The sequence below is a fragment of the Pseudomonas sp. KBS0710 genome, from assembly GCF_005938045.2.
GTDB lineage: Bacteria > Pseudomonadota > Gammaproteobacteria > Pseudomonadales > Pseudomonadaceae > Aquipseudomonas.
This window is the reverse complement of record NZ_VCCF02000001.1, coordinates 2,020,042-2,040,449: the sequence shown is the minus strand read 5'-3', so window position 1 is coordinate 2,040,449 and position 20,408 is coordinate 2,020,042. Positions and strand designations below refer to the sequence as shown.

Genomic DNA, 20,408 nt, shown 5'->3' with positions numbered 1-20,408 from the left:
ACCTCACCAGTTGTTCAGGAGTCGGGCGATGAAACAGCAAGGCTTTACCCTGATCGAGTTGATGGTGGTGCTGGTGATCATCGGCATTGCCAGTGCCGCCATCAGCCTGACCATCAAGCCCGACCCGCTGCACCTGCTGCGCAAGGACGCCGAACGCCTCAGCCAACTACTGCAAGTGGCCCAGGCCGAAGCCCGCGCGGACGGGCGCCCGATCACCTGGCGCGCCGACGCCAAGGGCTTTGGCTTCAACCGCCGCAGTGAGGACGGTTCAGGTATCGAAACCTTCAAGGGCGACAGCCAACTGCGCCCGCGCCCCTGGGAAAACACGCCGATGCAGGTCTCGATCGAACCCGGGCGAGTGCTGGTACTCGACGCCGAATGGATCAGCCCACCCGTGCGCGTGGTGCTGTCCGACGGCCAGCACCGCCTCAGCCTGCAACGCGATGCGGCCGGGCTGATGCGCGTGGTGGCTCAGCCATGAAGCAATCCCAGCAAGGCTTCACCCTGATCGAGGTGATGGTGGCGATCATGCTGATGGCGGTGGTCAGCCTGATCGCCTGGCGTGGGCTCGACAGCGTGACCCGCGCCGACCAGCACCTGCAAGCCAGTACCGAACAGAGTGAAGCGCTGTTGCGCGCGCTGAACCAGCTGCAACGCGATGTCAGCCTGCGCGCCAGCGTGGAACTGAGTGCGCCCGGCCCCACCGAGGACGACACCGCCAAGCCTGCCGGGTTGGCCGCCGTGACGGTGCGCAGCTCCGACAGCAAGGGTTTTACACTGGAGGTGATTCGCAGTGCACCGATGGCCGGCGATGGGCTGCAACGCGTGCGTTGGTGGCTCAAGGGCGACAGCCTGTACCGTGCGGCAGCGCCTGCGCGGGCTCGCTTTCCACTGCCGGCGGCCAAAGGCGGGGTGGTGGTGTTGAGTGGGGTCAGTGATGTGCAGGTGCGGGTGTGGGAGGCGGACAAGGGTTGGCGGCAGTTGAGTGGCAATCGGCGGGAGGATCCTTTGGGCATGGAGATCAGCCTGGTCAGGCAGACGCCGCAGGGGGTGGAGCGGTATCGGCAGGTGTTGGGGCCGTTGCGATAACGATACGGCCAGCGTGTTTGACGGGGCGCCTTAGCTCAAGATCACGATCGAAAGCGCCGCTCAAAAGACCGCTAACTTCGAGAATATAAGGGCCGGAGCAACAGCAAACCTCATATGTGGGAGCGGGCTTGCTCGCTCCCACAGTTTGACCTCATTGTCCCAACCTACGGCTGCCCTTCCCCCGTCTCAAGCCACTCCCTGCTCAAACTCAACGCACGCGCCAACCCCTCCACATGCCCATCCGGCAAACCCCGCAAAAACCAATTGTTCAAACGTTGCGGACTAATACGCAACCACTCGGCAAACGCCGTCGGAGGAATTTCGCAGGCTTTGAGCGCCACCCGCAGGCGGTGCCCCGAATGTGAAAGACAAGCTGGCTGTAGTGCCTGCCCCTGAAGATGCTTTTTGCGGATATTCATGAATGATCGGCTCCCTGCCGTGTTTTTTCCCAGCAGTGACTATAAACACCGCCCGTGTGATTGGGCAGAGGTTCAAAGAGGCCGAAAAAACACAACGAGAAGACACCTACAGGTATCGAGGAAAAAATCCTACGCAGCGCGCGGAAACGATCTCAGCTGAGCAACACCACCCCACCCGGCAACTCCGTACACTTGGCCCCATACGCATCCCGAATCAACAGCGCCACGCCCGCCAGTTGCTGCAAACTGAACCGCGCCTGCACCCGCCGCTGCCCCAGTTCTTTATTAAGCAACACCAACATCCCCGGCCGATAACGATTGATCTCATCCACCACCGTCGCCAACGTGGCGTTATTGAACACCAGCACCTGCTCACGCCAAGCGACTACCGACTGCGCATCCACCCCAACCGGCTCGCCCACACCACCCGCGCCATACGTCAGTTGTCGGCCACTTTCCAAGCGCACACTGCGCCCGGAAACCGCGACCGATAGCGAACCCTCGATACAGGTCACGCACACATTGCGGTCGGTGTTGCGCACATTGAAGCGCGCCTGCGCCGCACTTACCCAGCCCTCGCCGGCCTGCACCTTCAGCGGTTGCGCCAGTTGCGCAAGCACTTCGACTTCGCCTTCAAGCAACTCAAGCCCCTGCCCGACCCGGCTGATGCGCGTCTGAGTGTTGAGTTCCAAGCTGACGCCTTCGCTGAACACCACCTGGCGCTGCTCACCCACCTCGGTGTGATAGTCGGCCGTTAACCCGGCAAACCCGCCCGGCACGCCAACACGCAACATCACCACCGCTGCCGTGGCTGCAATCGCCCCGCCCAGGAATGCACGACGCCCAAACTGACGGGACGGCGCCGACTGCGCGGTGGCCGCGCCCAATTGCCGCCACAACAGCTTGGCCTGCTCGAACGCCTGGGCATGCGCCGGGCTTTGCGCGATCCAGGCCTGCAACGCCCTGGCATCAGCCACGGTGGCTCGGCCCGAGGTCAGCAAAAGCAGCCAGTCACGGGCTTGATCATGCACAGGGTCAGCGGGCGATTGCCGAGTGGAGGGGAAGCTGAAAATGTTCAAGCGCGCACATACTCACGGTTTTATCAGGGACTCGACACTAAGACGGTTTTCCGGCCCCGGGACCGAACCGCTGAATCACTTTTCTTTCCAGGCGCTTGGCACAGTGGCCCAAGGCTGCCTTGATTTCCTTCTCAACCATGCGTGTGGAGATGCCAAAACGCTGGGAGATTTCCAGGTGCGGCGCTTCTTCCAGACGTGCAGCGATCAGAATCTTGCGTCGGCGCGCCGGCAGTTCATAAAGGGCTTTGACCAGGGACTGGATTTCTTTCTGGCCACCCACGACTCGCGAAGGGTCCTGGGCCTCATCGGCGCTTTGCAGCAACTCCTCGACCTCACTGCCGGTGAGCAAGCGCGCATCGGCCTGGCGGCGGTCGGCGGCGATGTTCAGGGCCATGCGGTACAGGTAGGCATTGGGTTGTTGCAGGTTCGGCGGCACGTCCATGCGGTCGACCCGCAGGTAGGTTTCGTGCAGCACATCATTGGCCAGGTCCTCGGAACCCAGGCGTTTGCGCAGGCGCACCTTGAAGTCTTCATAGGAGGCCAGAAACAAACTGACCATCGCACTGTGCCCGGTGTTTTTCATCCGCCCGTGGCTCCCGTCCCTGCTGTGCATTCCATGCGTATTCCTGTTGTGTCGGGCATCAAAAGTAAAGTCACCGGCTGGCGCAGCGAACTGGGTGCCGGGCGTTCGACCTGGGTTGAACCAAGGCCGCGCACCAGTGCTTCATCGCGTTGTTCATCGCCGGTGGAGCTGACCAGCCGGCTGTGTTCAATCATTCCCTGGGCATTGACCCACACCTGCACCAACGCCCGAAAACTGCCGGGCCGGGTCAGTGGCGAACGGCACAGGCTGGCCTCGATCGCCTGTTGCAGCGCGGCGGCGTAACTGTTGTTGATGTGCGCGGTGTTGCGCGCTGACGCTCCCCGCAGCGAAGGCGCCGGGGTGGGCGGGACTTGCAGGGTAACCGCATCATCGCGGGCATAACGCGCCATCAGGCCACTCCCCGTCAGCAACAGCGCCAGCGCCTCCTGCGCAGTGAACCGGCCACGTACACCGATGGAGCGCCGGCCCCGCGTCAACTCACGGTCGACCAGCACCGCCATCCCGGTGGCGCGGCTGTAGGCATGCAGTGCGTGTTCCAGATCCTGCGCCGGCAGGTCCAGCGTCAGCAGCGGTGGCGCAGCAGTTGCGGGCGTTACGCCAACCAACAGCAACAGCAAGACCAGGGCACCCATGGCGCGCTTCCAGCCTCCCTGTTCACCCTCCACGCGGCATCGCTGCACGGCTGACGTGTCCTTGAAAACCGTCATCCTGAGGCCAGTTTATGAACCTGATGTTACGGTGATAGCAAAAAAAACATCACGGTGACGGCAAGCCCGCTGCACTACACTTTGCAGCACTAACGGCCCCTCTGTGCGGGCCTGCCAGGAGGCTCTGATGAAGCGCTTTTGCACACTCGCCAGCCTGTTGCTGTGCGCCGCCTTGCCACTGCTCGCCCACGCCGAATCCGCTGCCCAAGGCTGCACGGAAGTGACGGTGGATGGTTACAAGGCGCCCGACTATGGCTGCCTGAGCCAGCAGATGGGCAATGACCCGGACGCGGCCAAGGCCGCGCAAAAGAACCGCGAGGCGCAGAACCTCCCGGTGCACAAACGGCCGCCAAACCAAGTGGGGTTAGCCACACCGGCGGCGACCAGTAACCGCATGGGCAATACGTTCGGGACGTCGGTCAAACCCCAACGCCCCTGAGCGATCAGGCCAGGGCTGCCGCTGCAGGCGCCACGACCGCCGGGCTAGCGCTGGCAACAAAGTCCTCTTTGCGCAACACCACCAGGGCAATCAGCGATACCACACCGGTGGCCACGTAGAAGTACCACGGCGAAGTGATGTCGCCCGTCACCTTGATCAGCCAAGTGGAGATCAGCGGCGCGCTGCCACCAAACACCGCGACCGGCACGTTATAGGCCACGGCAATCCCGGTGGAACGGATGCGCGTGGGCAGCAACTCACTCATCAGCGCGTAGGTGGATGAGGCGTACAACCCGAACAGGATCGCCACCGCCATCAACGGCGCAAAGAACGACGCCGGCGTGGCGGTAGGCGCCGATTTGAACAGCCAGAACATCGCCAGCGTGGCCAACGTGCCGATCACCATCAGGAACGGCTTGCGCCCGTACTTGTCGGTAAAGGCGCCGCCAAACGGCATTACAAATGCCGCCGAGAAACTGGCGACAAACACATAGAGCAAGGTGGTGCCGCTGTCGAACTTGAGGATCTTGGCCATGTAAGTCGAGGCGAAGGTCAGCACCAGATAGAAGATCGAGCTGTGCAAGGTGATGATGAAGAACACCAGGGCGATGGCGCGCTTCCACTGCCAGACTTCGCGCAGCGGCGCGCGGGAGGTTTGCCCGGCGCGTTGCAGGGCCAGAAACTCCGGGCTGTCTTCGAGCTTGAGGCGGATGTACATGGAGATAAAGCCCAGCGGCGCCGCGATCAGGAACGGCACGCGCCAGGCCCATTCCTGCATCATCTCGGCACCCAGTATCCAGGTCATGCCATTAGCCACGGCGCCACCCAGCAGCAGGCCGAGCACGGCGGTGACCATCAGCCAGCAGGTGGCAAAACCACGCCGGCCGGGGCCGGCGTATTCAGAGATAAAACTGGTGACGGTGCCGATTTCGCCGCCCGCCGAGAAGCCCTGTACGCAGCGCACCAGGATCAGCAGGATTGGCGCGGCAATGCCAAGGGTCGCGTAAGTGGGCAACAGGCCCAGCATTACGGTGGAGCCGGTCATCATTACCAGCGCCATGATCAGGGTTTTGCGCCGGCCGATCTTGTCCGCCAGCGGGCCGAAGAACAGCCCGCCCAGAGGCCGGATAAAGAAGCTCAGGGCGAACGCCGCGAAACTGGCGAGCAGGCTGGTGGTGGGATCATCGGAGACGAAAAACGCCTGGCCGATGTACACGGCGAGAAAGCCGTAGACGCCGTAGTCGTACCACTCGATCAAGTGGCCGGAGGTGGCACCGAGAAATGCACGGCGGCGCTTGCGCTGCGTGTCTTGCGCTGTATTGCCCATCGAAGGGACTCCTTGTCGGTTGTTCTGTCCATGAAAAGCTAGGAAAGCGCGGCGATACTCGCTGCTTTCAACCACTGCCGCAAGTCGGTCTTGAGGGTTTTGCCGTAACTGTTCTTGGGCAAATCGTTTCTGAATACATACTTTTTGGGCTTCTTGAACGAGGCCATGCGCTGCAGAAACCAGGCCGTGAGTTCGGCCTCGTCCAGCGCCTGCCCGCTGCGCGTGACCACAAAGGCCACCACTGACTCGCCCCATTGCGCGTCCGGCTCGCCGACCACACACACCTCGGACACGTCCGGATGCTGCACCAGCACTTCCTCGACTTCACGCGGGTACACATTGCTGCCACCGCTGATGATCACGTCTTTGGAGCGGTCGGTGAGGGTCAGGTAGCCGGCCGGGTCGAGAAAGCCGATATCGCCGGTGAGCAACCAGCCATCCACCAGGGTTTGCGCGGTGGCCTGCGAGTTGCGCCAATAGCCTTGCATCACCGTGGCGCCGCGCACGGCGATTTCACCACGCTCGCCGGGGGGCAGCGGTTGGTGCCGGGCATCGAGAATGCGGATTTCGACACAGGCTTGCGCGTGGCCGACAGACGCCGCCAGGCTTGACCAATCGGCACGCTGACGATCGGCAATCACCGCGCGGGGCAATACGCTGATGGTCATCGGGCTTTCGCCCTGGCCGTAGATCTGCACCAAGCGCGGGCCGAAGGTGTCGAGTGCCTCGCGCAGGTCCGCCAGGTACATCGGCCCGCCGCCGTAGACGATAGTCTTGATGCCGTCGCCGCCATAACCCTGGCGCCGCGCCTGCTCGACCATGCGTTTGACCATGGTCGGCGCGGCAAACAGCGACACATTGCCTAGTTCCACCGCCAGGCCGAACAACTCGCCGGCATCAAAACCGCCGGAGGCCGGCACCACATGCCGAGCGCCGCAGCGCACATGGATAAAGTTATACAGCCCCGCCCCGTGGGACATCGGCGCCGCATACACGGCCGCGTCGTTGGCACTCACCGGATCGACATCCGTGGGGTAACACAGCGACATGGCGACCAGGTTGCCGTGGGACAACATCACACCCTTGGAGCGTCCGGTGGTGCCGGAGGTGTAGAACAGCCAGGCCAGGTCCTGATCCTGGCGCGGCACCGGCTGCTCCAGGGTCGGCCAGCCACGGGTCGGCGGCAGTGTGTGAGCGTCCAGTTCCTTGCAGCGCGCAGGCAAGTCCCGGGATGAGGCGAATACCCGGCCGCCGTCGGTAAAGATCAGGCGGGCCTCGGCATTGGTGGCGATCCACGCGGCTTCTGCCGGATGCAATTTGGCGTTGATCGGCACCACCACGCCACCCAGCCACCAGATGGCGTAGAGCACTTCCAGGTAGTCGCAGCTGTTCTTCATCAGCAGCGCCACCGCATCGCCCGGCACCAGGCCATATTGATCGACCAATTGCGCGGCGCGTTGGCGGACATGGGCGGTGAAGGTCGCGTAGTCGGCGACTTGCCGCGAGCCCTCAAACAACGCCGGGCGTTGCGGGTCGCGGCGCTGGGTGTCGTGCAGCCAGTTGGCAATGTTCATGGCTCAGCTCCGGCGCGCGTGCAGAACCGAGGCATAGTTGGCCACCGCCATCCCACCCATGTTGAACACCAAGCCGAATTCAGGGTTGGGCACCGCCAGGCCGATCGGCTCGCCGGTCAATTGGCGAAACGCCAGGGCATGCATCGACACACCCGTGGCGCCCACCGGATGCCCCTTGGCCTTGAGCCCGCCGGACAGGTTCACCGGCAACCGCCCGCCCGCGCGCACCACACCACTGTCGAGCACACGGTGCCCCTCACCCTTGGGCGCCAGGCCCATGGCTTCGTAGATCAGCAGTTCGGCGATGGTGAAGCAGTCATGCACCTCGGCGAAGCTCAGGTCGGCCAGGGTGATATTCGCCCCGCGCAACGCCGTGTGGATCGCGCGTTGCGGGCCTTCAAACGCGAGGATGTCGCGCTGGGCAATCGGCAGGCAATCGTTGACCTGGGTCAGCGTGCGAATCTGCACATCACGACGAAACGCGCGCGCACGCTTGGGCGAAGCCAGGATGATCGCGGCGGCGCCGTCGCTGATCAGCGAGCAATCGGTCAGGCGCAACGACTCGGCCACAAACGGGTTGCTCTTGGACACGTTGTTGCAGTGTTCGAAATCCATCACCCGGTGCATCTGCGCCAACGGGTTGGCCATGGCGTTGGAGTGGTTCTTGGTGGCGATGGCCGCCATCGAACCCAGCGGGCAGTGGTAGCGCTCGGCATATTGGCGCGCTGCACGGCCGAACAGCTGCGGGAAACTCAAACCCGCTTCGGCCGGGTCGTTCTGATAGCCGGCGCCGGCCAGGGCCTGGGTCACCTCGGCGGTGGTGGTGTGGGTCATCTTTTCGGCGCCCACCACCAATACCAGCTCGGCGCTGCCGGACAGGATCGCCTGGACCCCGGCCAGGATTGCCGCCGAGCCGGACGCGCAGGCGTTTTCACAGCGGGTCGCCGGTTTGAAGCGCAGCCCAGGGTCGGCCTGCAGCAGCAGTGAGGCCGGGAACCCGTCGGGCACCAACCCGGAGTTGAAGTGGCCAAGGAACAGCGCGTCGATCTCGCTCGCGTCAATGGCCGCGTCTTTCAGGGCTTCGTGGGTGACCTGTACGATCAGATCCTCCAGGCTGGTGCCTTCAAGGCGACCAAAACGTGAATGACCGGCGGCAACAATGGAGACGCAATCAGCTGGCATAATCAATTTCTTCTATTTTTGGTGCGGACATTTACCTACAATGGCCCACCGTTGGGCGCGCGCCAATTCGTGCAACTACTTACATGGCTAAGTAGCCCCAGTTGAGAAAGCGACGAGGCAGGATGCCCAATGAACGCGTTTGCACAGCAGTTCCACGACATAGAACGCCTGGCGTTCCAGCTCTCTCCCGCGCCGCAACTGGTCACCCGCAACCGCGTGATGGTCGACTGTAATGAGGCTTTCCTGCAGTTGTTCGGCTATTCGCGCGACGCGTTGGTCAACCAGCTGACGCTGCTGATTTACCCTTCCCAGGCTGACTACCACGCCATTGGCAAGCGTAGCCATGATTGGTTGCTGGAAAGCGAAAACGGTTTCTACTCCGACGAGCGTTTCATGCAGCACCAGAACGGCGAAGTGTTCTGGGCCAAGTCCCACGGCTACACCCTCACGCCCAAAGACCCGTTCAAGCTGATGATCTGGCACTTCGAACGCCTGGACCGCACCCACCAGGGCACCGGCGACCTCACGCCACGGGAGCGGGAAATTGCCATGCACATCGTCAATGGCCTCAAGTCCAAGGAAATCGCCTTGCGCCTGGCGATCTCCCACCGCACGGTGGAGGTGCACCGGGCGCGCTTGATGAGAAAGTTGCAGGCCAAGACGGTGGTGGAGTTGGTGTCGAAGATTATTATGGTGGCGTGATAATAAAGAGGGTTGCGCGCTGAAAAACGCGCCTGTCATGCCCTGTGAAATTCCTGCCTCAAGTGCTCCATCGAGCACGTCCGTACAATTCCCATGCGTGCCGGCCGCCTAAGCTCCTGACTTTCCAAAAAGGGCTGGAGAGCAGGCATGGGTAGAAAAGCGAATAGGGTAACCCTGGCATTGACACTGTTGGCCGCGGCCATGATGAACAGCGCATTTGCGGCAACCCCGAGCGTGGCAGTGGCGCCGCAATACGACACCAGCCACGTCTACGTGGCACCGGCTGATGTGGACCGTTTTGCCACGAGTTTCCTGGCGACTTTCGGTGGTAAAAGTACCTCACAGGTGGTGGTGAACGTACTGCCAGTGCCAAGCAGTACCACCTCGCAATTGCTGCAAACGCCAGTCGGTACGGTGTCACTGTTCGGTTTCAGAACACCCATACCGCATCCATTTGGCCAGGAGCGCAACGGTTATCTGGTCAAGGACATGGACGTGGCCCTCAAGGCCGCGCGGGAAAATGGTGCAGCCGTGATTGTCAGTGACTTTCCCGACCCCATCGGCCGCGATGCCGTGGTGCAGTGGCCAGGCGGTGTGAACATGCAGCTCTATTGGCACACCCAGGCCCCGAACTACGCCGGGTTCCAGACGGTACCGGAAAACCGCGTGTACCTGCCTGCCGAGCGGGCCGAGGCATTTATCAAAGCTTTCCTCGGTTTTTCCCATGGCAAGGTCCTGGCTGACGACAAACACGCGCCGGGTATCGATATCGGCCAGGGCGGCGTCTACCGGCGTATCGATCTGCAATCGCCGTTCGGTCGCATGGCCGTACTGGTGACCAACGGTCAACTGCCCTACCCGTTCGGCCATGAGACCACCGGTTACCAGGTCGACGACCTGACGGCGACCCTGGCCAAAGCCACAGGCTCAGGCGCCACTGTGCTGGTACCGGCGTTCGCGAGCAAAGGGCGGCGCAGCGCAATGGTCGAATTCCCCGGTGGATACGTCGCGGAAATTCACCAGCTCAGCGCGGCAAAATGAATCGTCGTACACCCTGGGGCCTGGCCGTGCTGTGGCCGCTGCTCACCGCCAGCGCCCACGCCGAGGAGCAAGCCACCCGACCGGTGCTCAAAACCAACCGCTGGCAGGAAAACTGGTCGGTGCTGCAAGACCCGGTGCTGCGCACGCAGCCTTTGGACGATTTGAAGTACATCCCGCTGTCAAGCGCCAACCCGTTGACGTACCTGTCGTTGGGCGCGAGCTTGCGCGAACGTTTCGAGATGAACGATGCCAGTGGCTTCGGCGTGCGCGATGTGAAGCGTGATCGCTACCTGATCCAGCGCTTTGAGGTCCACGCAGACCTGCACCTGGACGAAAACTGGCGGGTGTTCACCCAACTCGAAGATGCTCGGGCGTACGACAAAACCACGCTTGGCGGTGCCGATCAAAACCGTGTCGACTTGCGGCTGGCGTTTGCCGAGTACGTGAACACCTTCAGCAGCGGCACCTTCAAGGGCCGTATCGGCCGTCAGGACTTCGCCTTCGACTTGCAGCGTTTTATCTCGTCGCGGGATGGGCCGAATGTGCGCCAGTCGTTCGATGCGCTCTGGGCCGACTGGGAAACCACCCATTGGCGGTTTATCGCGATCGCCAGCCAGCCGGTGCAGTATCAGGACGAGAGCTCCTTCGACGACCGCTCCAACAGCGACGCACGCTTTCACCTGCTGCGGGTCGAGCGACTGGTGGGCGGCAGCAATGAGTTGTCGGCCTACTACGGCGTGTATGAACGCAGCGCTGCGCATTACCTGGACGCCGACGGCGAGGAAACCCGCCAGTTCATCGACGCCCGCCTGGGCGGCGCAGCCCAGGGCTTCGATTGGGACATCGAGGCGATGCTGCAACGGGGGTCGGTGGGCAGCAAGTCGATTCGGGCCTGGGCCGCTGGCAGTCGTACGGGCTATACGTTCGACGACCTGGCCTGGAAACCACGGCTCGGCGTGCAGCTGGATATCGCCTCCGGCGACCGCAAAGCGGGTGACGCTACCGTCGGCACGTTCAACCCGCTGTTTCCCAACGGCTACTATTTTTCACTCGCCGGCTATACGGGCTACAGCAACCTGATCCACGTCAAACCGTCGATCACCGTCAAGCCCGTTGCCAAACTGAGCGTACAGACTGCCATCGGCCTGCTCTGGCGACAGACCACCGACGACGCGGTCTATACCCAACCGAACTTGCCCGTGGCCGGCACTGCCGGCAAAGGCGAACGCTGGACCGGCGCCTACGCTCAATTGCGCACCGACTATGCCTTCACGCCGAACCTTGCCGGCGCGGTCGAAGCCGTGCATTACACGGTGGGCCGCACCCTGCGCGAAGCCGGTGGTGACGACAGCAATTACCTGGGAGTCGAGCTCAAGTTCAGTTGGTAAACCCAAGCAAGCACACGCGTACAAGCCCTTCGACGGGTACAGGGCGATAGTAAGGCGCAGTCATCCCCCCTCAATCAAGGAGTTATGCATGAGCACATTCGTTACCAAAGACGGTACCCAGATCTACTTCAAGGACTGGGGCAGCGGTAAACCGGTAGTGTTCAGCCATGGCTGGCCGCTGGATGCCGATATGTGGGAATACCAGATGGAGTACCTCAGTAGCCGCGGTTTTCGCACCATCGCTTTCGACCGCCGTGGTTTTGGCCGGTCTGACCAACCCTGGACCGGCAATGACTACGACACCTTCGCCGACGACATTGCCCAGTTGATTGAACACCTGGACCTCACCGACGTAACCCTGGTGGGCTTCTCCATGGGTGGCGGCGACGTCGCTCGCTACATCGCCCGCCATGGCAACGCACGCGTAGCCGGCCTGGTATTGCTGGGTGCCGTGACGCCGATCTTCGGTCAGAAAGCGGACTACCCGCAGGGCGTGCCCACCGATGTGTTCGACGGTATCAAGGCCGGGCTGCTGAAGGACCGCGCGCAGTTTATCAGCGACTTCAATACCCCGTTCTTTGGCATCAATCAGGGGCAGAAGGTCTCGCCGGGCGTGCTCACCCAGACCTTGCAGATTGCCTTGCTGGCATCGCTCAAATCGACGGTTGATTGCGTCACGGCATTCTCCGAAACCGACTTTCGCCCGGACATGGCCAAGGTCGATGTGCCGACCCTGGTGATCCACGGTGATGGTGACCAGATCGTGCCGTTCGAGACCACCGGCAAAGTGGCGGCGCAGATGATAAAAGGCGCGCAATTGAAGGTCTACAAGGATGCGCCCCATGGTTTTGCCGCCACTCACACCCAGCAGTTGAACGAAGATTTGTTGGCCTTCCTCAACCGCTGAAGCAACGGCGTCACCCTCTCCTTTCTTTGACCGGGCTTGCCCGGTCTTTTTTTGTTCAGGCTCAACCGCGATCAAGTGCCAGGCGACCAGGCCCCGCGATCAGAATGCTGGAAAACAGGATCAACAGCAGCCATCCAAACTGGCCTTCAAACAGCGACCACTCGGGGTGCACTACCAGCAAAGCCACCAGCAGCACAGCGAGGATCGGCAGACAGGCCAGGCGCACCCAGACTCCGGCGATAATCAGCAACGGGCAGATGACTTCAGCGCCAATCGCCAGGCATAACGTGACATTGGCGCCCAGGTGGAACGGGTCTTCGATCAGCGTCAATTGTTGGCTGTAGTCGAGCAGTTTGGGCAACCCATGCACCCACAGCAAGAACAGCGATGCACTCACTCGTAGAAACAGCAGCCCAAGCGCCTGGCTTTTAGATTCATTCATCTGCAACGTCCATAAAAGAAACCGACGTCGATTGTGTCCGCAGAGCCGAGCCCGGGCTTGCAAGCCTGTGCTGACCTTATGGCGAAGAGCCGGCTATGCTGGGCGCCACACAAACCGCCCCGGTTGAATCAACCACCACCGGCTGCGGTCCTACTTCATACGCTCATCGCTACAGGTATCCAGAACATGACTCTGCCCCACGACATGACCCAGATTGAAATCACCACCTTCGGCGGCCCCGAGGTTCTCCAGCCCCGTCAGGTTGCAGTGCCCTCGCCCGGCCCCGGCGAAATTCTGATCCGCGTGCATGCCGCCGGGGTCAATCGTCCCGATGCCCTGCAACGCGCCGGCAAGTACCCGATGAAGCCCGGCATGAGCCCGATACCGGGCCTGGAAGTGGCCGGCGAAGTGGTTGCGCTGGGCGACGGCGTCAGTGAATACAGCCTGGGCGACAAGGTCTGTGCCCTGACCAATGGTGGCGGCTATGCACAGTTCTGCGCCGTACCCGCCAGCCAGGCCCTGCCGATTCCGGAAGGCATGGACTGGATTCAAGCCGCTGCCGTGCCAGAAACCTTTTTTACTGTCTGGGCCAACCTGTTCGGCCTGGGTGGCGCCCACACAGGCCAGCGCGCGTTGATCCACGGCGGCACCAGCGGCATCGGCACCACCGCGCTGATGCTCTGCCAGGAGTTCGGCATCCAGGCGTTCGCCACCGCCGGCACTGCCGACAAATGCGCGGCGATTGCCAAACTGGGCGCCGAGCCGATCAATTACCGCGAGCAGGACTTTGCCGAGGTCATCGCCAAGAAGACCGACGACCAGGGCGTTAACGTGATCCTCGACATCATGGGAGCCTCCTACCTGAACAACAACCTCAAGGCCCTGGGCATGGACGGGCACTTGGTGATGCTGGGCTTCCTCGGCGGCGGCAAAGCCCATGACGTCGACCTGCTGACCATCCTCGGCAAACGCGCAGTCATCACCGGCTCGTTGCTGCGCGCTCGCACCAAGGACGAGAAAGCCGCAATCGCTGAGCAGCTGCGCGAATACATATGGCCAGTGTTGTCCGCCGGGCGCTGCCTGCCGATCATCGACAAAGTGTATGAATACACCGATGCCGCCCAGGCCCATGCGCGAATGGAAGGTGGCGACCATATCGGCAAGATTGTGCTGCGGGTGGCGTGATTACCCGGCGTACACCGGGTAATCGGTATAGCCCCGCTCAGAGCCGCCGTACATGCCCTCCGCCCGCAGCGGGTTCAATGGCCAGCCATTAAAAAGCCGCTGTGGCAGGTCCGGGTTGGCAATGAACGGGCGACCGAATGCGATCAGGTCCGCCAGCCCTGCCTCCACCAGCTTTGCACCGCGCTCAGCGGTGTAACGCCCGGCGTAGATGATGCGCCCGCTGAAGGTGCTGCGCACCGCCTGGCGGAAGGTTTCAGGCAGGTCCGGTGCGTTGTCCCAGTCGGCTTCAGCGATGGACACGTAGGCAATGCCCGACGCCTCCAGCACCTTGATCGCCTCGATATAGGTGTGATGCGGGTCTTGTTCCACCAGGCCGATATACACGCGGTCCTGATCCGTGCCGCTGAACAACGGCGAAAAACGCACGCCAAGGCGCTCAGGCCCGACCACGGCCGTCACGGCTTCAACGATCTCGCGCAGAAAGCGCAGGCGATTGTGCAATGAGCCGCCGTATTCGTCGTCGCGCTGGTTGGCATGTGCAGAGATGAACTGGTTGACCAGGTAGCCATTGGCAGCATGGATTTCCACCCCATCGAACCCGGCATCCAAGGCATTGCGTGCCGCCTGGGCGTAGTGCCCCACCAGTTCCTCAATCTCCAGCACGCTCAATGCGCGCGGCACCGGCGGCTGTTTCAATTCACCCACGCCAGGGCCGGTTTCAATGAACGCCTTTGCTTGCAGCGCCGCAAGCGCAGACGGCGCCACGGGTGCTGCGCCATCCGGCTGCAATGCGTTATGGGACACACGGCCAACATGCCAGAGCTGCGCGAAAATCACCCCGCCATCGGCATGCACCGCCTCGGTGACTTTACGCCAGCCGTCGATCTGCGCAGGTGTGTAGATACCCGGCGTCCACGCATAGCCCTGGCCACGCGGTTCGATCTGTGTGCCTTCACTGACCATAAACCCGGCAGTGGCGCGCTGGCGGTAATAATCGGCCATCAGGTCGGTGGCGATATCACCCGGTTGCGCACTGCGTTGACGGGTCAAGGGCGGCAGCACAACCCGGTTGTTCAGCGTGTGATACCCCAGCTTTACCGGGGTATTTAAAACATGCATCGTCATGAGTCACTGTCCAAATTCAGGGCGAACAAAAGCATTGGCGGCTCTTGAGAGCCGCCAATGCCTGCAACGGTTAGTTAATTTACGCGGTGAGTTTCAGCAGGGCCTTGGCCACATCACTGGAACTGGCAGGGTTCTGGCCCGTCACCAGCAAGCCATCTTCAAGCACGAAGGATTGCCAGTCGGCGCCCTTCTCATACAGGCCGCCGAGGGCCTTGAAATCATCTTCGATCAAAAACGGCACCACATCGGTCAGGCCAACCGCAGCTTCTTCGGAGTTGGAGAAGCCCGTCACACGACGGCCCTGTACCAATGGCTCGCCGTTGACCGCCTTGACGTGACGCAGCGCACCCGGCGCATGGCAGACAAAACCGATGGGCTTGCCGGCGCGCTCAAACGCTTCGATCAACGCGACCGAGGTTTTCGATTCGGCCAGGTCCCACAATGGCCCGTGACCGCCTGGGTAAAACACCGTGTCGAAGTCGGCAGCGTTCACCGAGTCCAGCTTGACCGTGTTGGCCAGCGCCTGCTGGGCGGCTGGGTCGGCGGCAAAGCGGCGGGTATCGTCGGTTTGCGCATCCGGCTGGTCACTGACAGGGTCCAGCGGCGGCTGGCCACCGGCCGGGGATGCCAGCACCAGTTCGGCACCGGCGTCCTTGAAGGTGTAATAGGGCGCGGCAAATTCTTCGAGCCAGAAGCCGGTTTTACGACCGGTATTGCCTAGCTGGTCGTGAGAGGTCAGTACCATTAATACTTTCATTTTCCAGTGCCTCGATCGATGGGTTGCAGTAGGTGTTGAGTCAGTAACAGCGCCTCATCAAACGGCGCGGATGTTCGGGTGATCTTGCTCATGACGCTGGTCCCCAGCCACAACGCATACAGGCGCCGGGCCAGGCTTTCGGGGTGTGACTGTGCCGGCAGCGAGCCGTCTTCAACGCCGTGCTGCAAGGCTTCGGCCAGCAACGCAATGGTGCGTGCAGTGCCGCGCTGCAGGGCCAGACGCATCGGCTCTGAAAGGTCTGACACCTCGGCACCGAGTTTGACGGCAAGGCATTTGCCCGTATCGGTGCAGCCGGTCTGGTTGTCGACCCAGGAGTGCCAATAGCGCATCAGCTTGGCGAAGCCGGACAGTCCGGGTTGATCGAACAACTGCTGCATGCCTTTGATGTAGTGGTCGAAGTAGCTGTCGAGCAAGACCACGCCGAAGGCATCCTTGGAGTTGAAGTAGTGATAAAACGAGCCTTTGGGCACCTCGGCGGCTTGCAGTATTTCGTTCAAGCCCACTGCAGAAAATCCTTTGCGGCCGACAATCACCTGCGCCGTGTCCAGAATGGCCTGCCGAGTACTTTTAGCTTCGTTGTTCATCACGTTTCCCGTCCGATTAGACCAGTCGTCTAGTTCGTTAAGGAGATGTTAGGCGCCATGCAAACCTTCAACAATGTCATATGCGCAAGGATTCCGGACATGCCACAAAGCCGGTTGCTGTTTACCCGGCGCGCGCCGACAATCACCACTCCCGCGCCCTGGCCCGCGTTTTTTGGAGAACAATGATGCACAGCGTTGCGCTGATGGTTTACCCGAACTTCCAATCCCTGAGCCTCAGCCTGGGCTCGGTATTTGAATGCGCGAACCTGCTGCGCGGCGAACCGGCCTATGCATTTCACCTGGTGTCGGAAAGCGGCGGCGCCGTGATGACCTCCCAAGGCTTTTCGGTGAACACCACGCCGATCCGCGCTCAGGGTTATGACACGCTGATCGTCAGCGGCTATCTGGAATTTCGCTTGCCGGAAGCCAACCTGCTCGAGCTGGTCAAGGCTGCCTCCGCCCAGTCACGGCGCGTGGCCTCATTGTGCATGGGCATTTTCGTGCTGGCCGAAGCCGGCTTGCTCGACGGAAAGCGCACCACCACCCACTGGATCCACGCGCCCGCCTTTCGCAAGCGCTACCCGCACATCCAACTCGAAGAGGACAAGTTGTTCGTGGTCGACGGCCAGATCTGGACCGGCGCCGGCATGAGCGCCGGTGTCGACCTGGCACTGGCCATGGTCGAGGCCGACCTGGGCGGCGACCTGGCCAGGCGCATCGCACGCAAACTGGTGATTGCGCAACGTCGCGGCAGTGAACAGTCGCAATTGTCGGCCCTGCTGGAACTGGACCCCAAGTCCGACCGCGTGCAACTGGCCCTGGCCTATGCCCGCGAAAACCTGACCCACGACCTGTCGGTGGAAGCCCTGGCCGAGGTTGCCCGCCTGAGCCCGCGCCAGTTCAGTCGGGTGTTTCGCGAAGAAACCGGGCAAACGCCGGCCAAGGCCATCGAATCTCTGCGCGTGGAAGCGGCCCGGGCGATGATGGAAACCAGCCGCCACCCGGTCGAAGTGGTGGCCCGCGAAACCGGCTTTGGTGATCGCGAGCGCATGCGTCAGGCGTTTTTGCGTGCCTTCGGGCAACCGCCCCAGGCCATGCAACAGGTGTTGTTCAATCCGGGTTAGGCGCATAACCGAACATCGACTTCACCTCCAGGTAATCCTCCAAGCCAAACACGCCCCACTCGCGACCATTGCCCGACTGCTTGTACCCGCCAAATGGCGCGCCATTGTCAGCCTTGCTACCGTTGAGGTGGACCATGCCCGTGCGCAGTTGCCGAGCCACGAAACGCGCGCGTTCCAGGGTGCCGGCGCTGACGTAACCGGAGAGACCGTAGGGGCTGTCGTTGGCAATTGCGATCGCCTGCGCTTCGCCGTCGTACGGGATGATCACCAACACCGGCCCGAACACTTCTTCACGGGCAATCGGCGACTGCGGGTCGACGTTGGCGAACACCGTGGGCCGCGTATAAAAACCGGTCGTCAGCCCTTCGGGCCGCCCCACGCCACCGCATACCGGCGCCTGGGCGACTGCCCCCAACACCCTCTGCACGCGTTCGAACTGCGCCTGATTGGCCAGCGGCCCGATGGCCGTGGCCGGGTTGCTGTCGTCAAAACACACCTGCGCCGCCACCTCTCGGGCAATCTGTACCGCACGGGCCTGCATGGCCCGTGGAACCAGCAGGCGCGTCGGTGCGTTGCATGACTGCCCGCTGTTGCGAAAGCAACTGCTGACGCCGTGGCGCACCGCTGCATCGAAGTCCGCATCCGCGAGGATCAGGTTGGCCGACTTGCCGCCCAGTTCCTGGCAGACCCGCTTGACCGTTTGCGCGGCCAACTTGGCCACCGCAACCCCTGCGCCGGTCGAGCCGGTAAAGGAAACCATGTCGATATCAGCATGGCGGGCAATCCCCTCGCCGAGGGTCGGCCCATCACCATTGACCAGGTTGAACACGCCCTTGGGCACCCCGGCGCGATGCAGGATGTCGGCCAGCAACAGGGCCGACAGCGGCGCCTTTTCGCTGGGTTTGAGTACCAGGGTGCAGCCTGCTGCCAGGGCTGGGGCGAGCTTGCAGGTCAGCTGGTTCAGTGGCCAGTTCCACGGCGTGATGAGCCCGCACACGCCAATCGGCTCACGGCTGATCAGAGTGCTGCCGTGGAGGCGCTCGAATGCGTAGTCTTTCAGCAGTTCATAGGCCCGTTGCAGATGGCCCAGGCCTGCCGGTACGTGTGCGCTGCGCGCCAGCGACAATGGCGCGCCCATCTCCTGGTGCACGCACTGCGCGAGGGCTTCGCTGTGTTGGCGATAGCCGTCGATGATCGCCGCCAACAGCTCCAGGCGTTGCTCGCGTGACCATTGGCTGTAGCTGTCAAAAGCGCGCCGAGCGGCAGCCACCGCCAGGTCCAGATCGGCGACAGTGCCCAGGCTGATGCGGGTGATGACGCACTCGGTGGCTGGGTTGACCACCGCCAGGGTTTCGGCCCCCAATGGCTTGACCCATTGGCCGTCGATGTAAAAGTCCCGGTGGTTCATCGCGTCGCCTCCAGCGCAGCGCCCAAGGTATGGAAAACCAGCGCGACCTGCTCCTCGCTGATGATCAACGGCGGCGACAGCAGGATATTGTCCCCGGACGCGCGCACCAGCGCGCCCGCCTCGTAACAGCGCTGGGCGACCTCCCCGGCCCGCGCACCCGGCGCACCCTCGCGCGGCTTGAGTTCGACCGCACAGAGCAAACCTGTTGCACGCACATCCAGCACCCACGGTTGTTCACGCAGCGCCAGCGCGCGGGCTTGCCACAGCGGGGCAAGCTGCTGAACATGGGTGTTGATAGCCAGTTCCTCGTGCACCTGCAGGGTCGCCAAACCCGCTGCGCACGCCAGTGGATGCGCTGAATAGGTGTACCCATGCATCAACTCGATGGCCTGCTCCGGGCCTTGCATAAAGGCCTCGTACACCGCGCCGCTGACCAGCACGCCGCCCATGGGCACCGCACCGTTGGTGAGGCCTTTGGCCAGGGTCATCAGGTCTGGCGTAACACCGAAAGCCTGGGCGGCGAACCCATGACCGAGGCGGCCGAAACCGGTGATCACTTCATCAAAAATCAGCAGCACGCCATGACGATCACAGATCTCGCGCAATCTTTGCAGGTAGCCCAGGGGCGGTGCGTACACGCCGCCTGAACCGGTGACCGGCTCGACAATCACGGCCGCCACGGTTGCCGGGTCGTGGATCTCCAGCAACTGCAACAAGGCATCGGCATAGTGCGCGCCCTGCTGCGGCTGACCCGGGCTGAAACGCGAGCCCGCGTCATAGGGCAGCGGCAAATGCGCCACATCACCCAGCAACGGGCCGAAGTCGCGCTTCTGGCGGCCAATCCCCGACACCGACAAACCACCAAACCCCATGCCATGATAGCCCTTGGCGCGGCCGATCAGCTTGGTGCGGCGGCAGTCGCCGCGCGCCTGATGGTAGGCGCGAGCGATCTTTAACGCAGTGTCCACCGCTTCGGAACCGGAGTTGGTAAAAAACACTTTATCCAGGCCCGTAGGGGCGGTTGCCACAAGACGATCAGCCAGGGTCAGCGCCGCAGGGTGGCTCATCTTGAATGAGGACACAAAGTCCAGGCGCCCCGCCGCTTCCCGAATCGCCTCGACGATACGCGGCTGGCCGTGACCGGCGTTGACGCACCAGAGCCCGGCCATGGCGTCGAGCACCTCGCGCCCCTCGGTGGTGGTGTAATGCATGCCGGCAGCGCGATCAAACAACATCGGCTGACGGTTGAAGGCGCGCATCGCGGTAAAGGGCGCCCATAGGGAAGAGGTCATTGCGTGCACTCC

At 62.4% G+C, this 20,408-nt stretch carries 22 protein-coding genes; 9 read left to right on the top strand and 13 right to left on the bottom strand.

The genetic code is table 11. The features are described from left to right. The first annotated feature begins 28 nt into the window (after positions 1–28). On the top strand, positions 29–481 hold the full coding sequence (gene gspH, locus FFI16_RS09585) for a type II secretion system minor pseudopilin GspH (RefSeq protein WP_138815071.1): 453 nt from the start codon (positions 29–31) through the stop codon (positions 479–481). Next, entirely contained in the window at positions 478–1,089 is a 612-nt protein-coding gene (locus tag FFI16_RS09580) for a prepilin-type N-terminal cleavage/methylation domain-containing protein (RefSeq protein WP_138815070.1), read from the top strand. Before gspH ends, FFI16_RS09580 begins: the two co-directional genes overlap by 4 nt. A 164-nt stretch (positions 1,090–1,253) precedes the next feature. On the opposite strand, the gene FFI16_RS09575 is transcribed toward FFI16_RS09580, so the two are convergent. The 4 genes from FFI16_RS09575 to FFI16_RS09560 all read right to left on the bottom strand — a co-directional run bounded on the left by FFI16_RS09575 (position 1,254) and on the right by FFI16_RS09560 (position 3,823). Continuing rightward, positions 1,254–1,508, bottom strand: coding sequence for a hypothetical protein (locus FFI16_RS09575; RefSeq protein ID WP_138815069.1), 255 nt, complete (start codon positions 1,506–1,508; stop codon positions 1,254–1,256). A gap of 152 nt (positions 1,509–1,660) precedes the next feature. Beyond that, positions 1,661–2,587: a FecR domain-containing protein gene (locus FFI16_RS09570; protein ID WP_138815068.1), complete on the bottom strand. Its 927-nt coding sequence runs from the start codon at positions 2,585–2,587 to the stop codon at positions 1,661–1,663. 37 nt (positions 2,588–2,624) lie between these two features. Then, positions 2,625–3,170 (bottom strand): RNA polymerase sigma factor, encoded by a 546-nt coding sequence (locus FFI16_RS09565; RefSeq protein ID WP_038841783.1) that lies wholly within the window; start codon positions 3,168–3,170, stop codon positions 2,625–2,627. Next, a complete protein-coding gene (locus FFI16_RS09560; protein ID WP_178112656.1) occupies positions 3,167–3,823 on the bottom strand; it encodes a secretin and TonB N-terminal domain-containing protein in 657 nt (218 codons plus the stop codon). The genes FFI16_RS09565 and FFI16_RS09560 overlap by 4 nt, the downstream gene beginning before the upstream one ends. 202 nt (positions 3,824–4,025) lie before the next feature. On the opposite strand from FFI16_RS09560, the gene FFI16_RS09555 reads away from it, so the two are divergent. Continuing rightward, positions 4,026–4,337, top strand: a complete 312-nt coding sequence (locus tag FFI16_RS09555) for a hypothetical protein (protein ID WP_138815067.1) — start codon at positions 4,026–4,028, stop codon at positions 4,335–4,337. A gap of 4 nt (positions 4,338–4,341) precedes the next feature. Here the strand turns inward: FFI16_RS09555 and FFI16_RS09550 are convergent, their stop codons facing one another. From FFI16_RS09550 to FFI16_RS09540, 3 genes are read right to left on the bottom strand one after another with little or no spacing between them, the layout of a single operon-like run. Continuing rightward, a complete protein-coding gene (locus FFI16_RS09550; protein ID WP_138815066.1) occupies positions 4,342–5,664 on the bottom strand; it encodes an MFS transporter in 1,323 nt (440 codons plus the stop codon). A 38-nt stretch (positions 5,665–5,702) separates the two neighbouring features. After that, positions 5,703–7,238 (bottom strand): class I adenylate-forming enzyme family protein, encoded by a 1,536-nt coding sequence (locus FFI16_RS09545; protein ID WP_138815065.1) that lies wholly within the window; start codon positions 7,236–7,238, stop codon positions 5,703–5,705. A gap of 3 nt (positions 7,239–7,241) precedes the next feature. Beyond that, on the bottom strand, positions 7,242–8,420 hold the full coding sequence (locus tag FFI16_RS09540; protein WP_138815064.1) for an acetyl-CoA acetyltransferase: 1,179 nt from the start codon (positions 8,418–8,420) through the stop codon (positions 7,242–7,244). 129 nt (positions 8,421–8,549) lie between these two features. Between FFI16_RS09540 and FFI16_RS09535 the strand changes: the two genes are divergently transcribed. The 4 genes from FFI16_RS09535 (at position 8,550) to FFI16_RS09520 (ending at position 12,458) form a co-directional block, all read left to right on the top strand. After that, positions 8,550–9,122, top strand: a complete 573-nt coding sequence (locus FFI16_RS09535; protein ID WP_138815063.1) for a LuxR C-terminal-related transcriptional regulator — start codon at positions 8,550–8,552, stop codon at positions 9,120–9,122. Positions 9,123–9,269: 147 nt separating this feature from the next. Continuing rightward, positions 9,270–10,163, top strand: coding sequence for a VOC family protein (locus FFI16_RS09530; RefSeq protein WP_138815062.1), 894 nt, complete (start codon positions 9,270–9,272; stop codon positions 10,161–10,163). Next, a complete protein-coding gene (locus FFI16_RS09525) occupies positions 10,160–11,551 on the top strand; it encodes an alginate export family protein (RefSeq protein WP_138815061.1) in 1,392 nt (463 codons plus the stop codon). The genes FFI16_RS09530 and FFI16_RS09525 overlap by 4 nt, the downstream gene beginning before the upstream one ends. 88 nt (positions 11,552–11,639) lie before the next feature. Then, positions 11,640–12,458 carry an alpha/beta fold hydrolase gene (locus FFI16_RS09520; RefSeq protein WP_138815060.1) on the top strand — a complete coding sequence of 273 codons (819 nt, stop codon included), beginning with the start codon at positions 11,640–11,642 and terminating at the stop codon, positions 12,456–12,458. 61 nt (positions 12,459–12,519) lie between these two features. Here FFI16_RS09520 and FFI16_RS09515 read toward each other — a convergent pair whose 3' ends face one another. Continuing rightward, the gene (locus FFI16_RS09515) at positions 12,520–12,900 is read right to left on the bottom strand and encodes a DoxX family protein (RefSeq protein WP_138815059.1); all 381 of its coding nucleotides are present in this window, start codon (positions 12,898–12,900) and stop codon (positions 12,520–12,522) included. A gap of 186 nt (positions 12,901–13,086) precedes the next feature. On the opposite strand from FFI16_RS09515, the gene FFI16_RS09510 reads away from it, so the two are divergent. After that, a complete protein-coding gene (locus FFI16_RS09510) occupies positions 13,087–14,085 on the top strand; it encodes an NAD(P)H-quinone oxidoreductase (RefSeq protein WP_138815058.1) in 999 nt (332 codons plus the stop codon). Here FFI16_RS09510 and FFI16_RS09505 read toward each other — a convergent pair whose 3' ends face one another. From FFI16_RS09505 to FFI16_RS09495, 3 genes are all read right to left on the bottom strand, one after another. Beyond that, positions 14,086–15,210, bottom strand: a complete 1,125-nt coding sequence (locus FFI16_RS09505; protein WP_138815057.1) for an alkene reductase — start codon at positions 15,208–15,210, stop codon at positions 14,086–14,088. A gap of 79 nt (positions 15,211–15,289) precedes the next feature. Further along, a complete protein-coding gene (locus FFI16_RS09500; protein WP_138815056.1) occupies positions 15,290–15,967 on the bottom strand; it encodes a type 1 glutamine amidotransferase domain-containing protein in 678 nt (225 codons plus the stop codon). Then, entirely contained in the window at positions 15,964–16,572 is a 609-nt protein-coding gene (locus FFI16_RS09495) for a TetR/AcrR family transcriptional regulator (RefSeq protein ID WP_138815055.1), read from the bottom strand. Before FFI16_RS09495 ends, FFI16_RS09500 begins: the two co-directional genes overlap by 4 nt. A 185-nt stretch (positions 16,573–16,757) precedes the next feature. On the opposite strand from FFI16_RS09495, the gene FFI16_RS09490 reads away from it, so the two are divergent. Next, the gene (locus FFI16_RS09490; protein WP_138815054.1) at positions 16,758–17,696 is read left to right on the top strand and encodes a GlxA family transcriptional regulator; all 939 of its coding nucleotides are present in this window, start codon (positions 16,758–16,760) and stop codon (positions 17,694–17,696) included. Here FFI16_RS09490 and FFI16_RS09485 read toward each other — a convergent pair. Both FFI16_RS09485 and FFI16_RS09480 read right to left on the bottom strand, forming a co-directional pair. Further along, positions 17,683–19,104: an aldehyde dehydrogenase family protein gene (locus FFI16_RS09485; RefSeq protein WP_138815053.1), complete on the bottom strand. Its 1,422-nt coding sequence runs from the start codon at positions 19,102–19,104 to the stop codon at positions 17,683–17,685. The genes FFI16_RS09490 and FFI16_RS09485 overlap by 14 nt on opposite strands. Continuing rightward, on the bottom strand, positions 19,101–20,396 hold the full coding sequence (locus FFI16_RS09480; protein WP_138815052.1) for an aminotransferase class III-fold pyridoxal phosphate-dependent enzyme: 1,296 nt from the start codon (positions 20,394–20,396) through the stop codon (positions 19,101–19,103). The genes FFI16_RS09485 and FFI16_RS09480 overlap by 4 nt, the downstream gene beginning before the upstream one ends. Positions 20,397–20,408 lie beyond the last annotated feature (12 nt).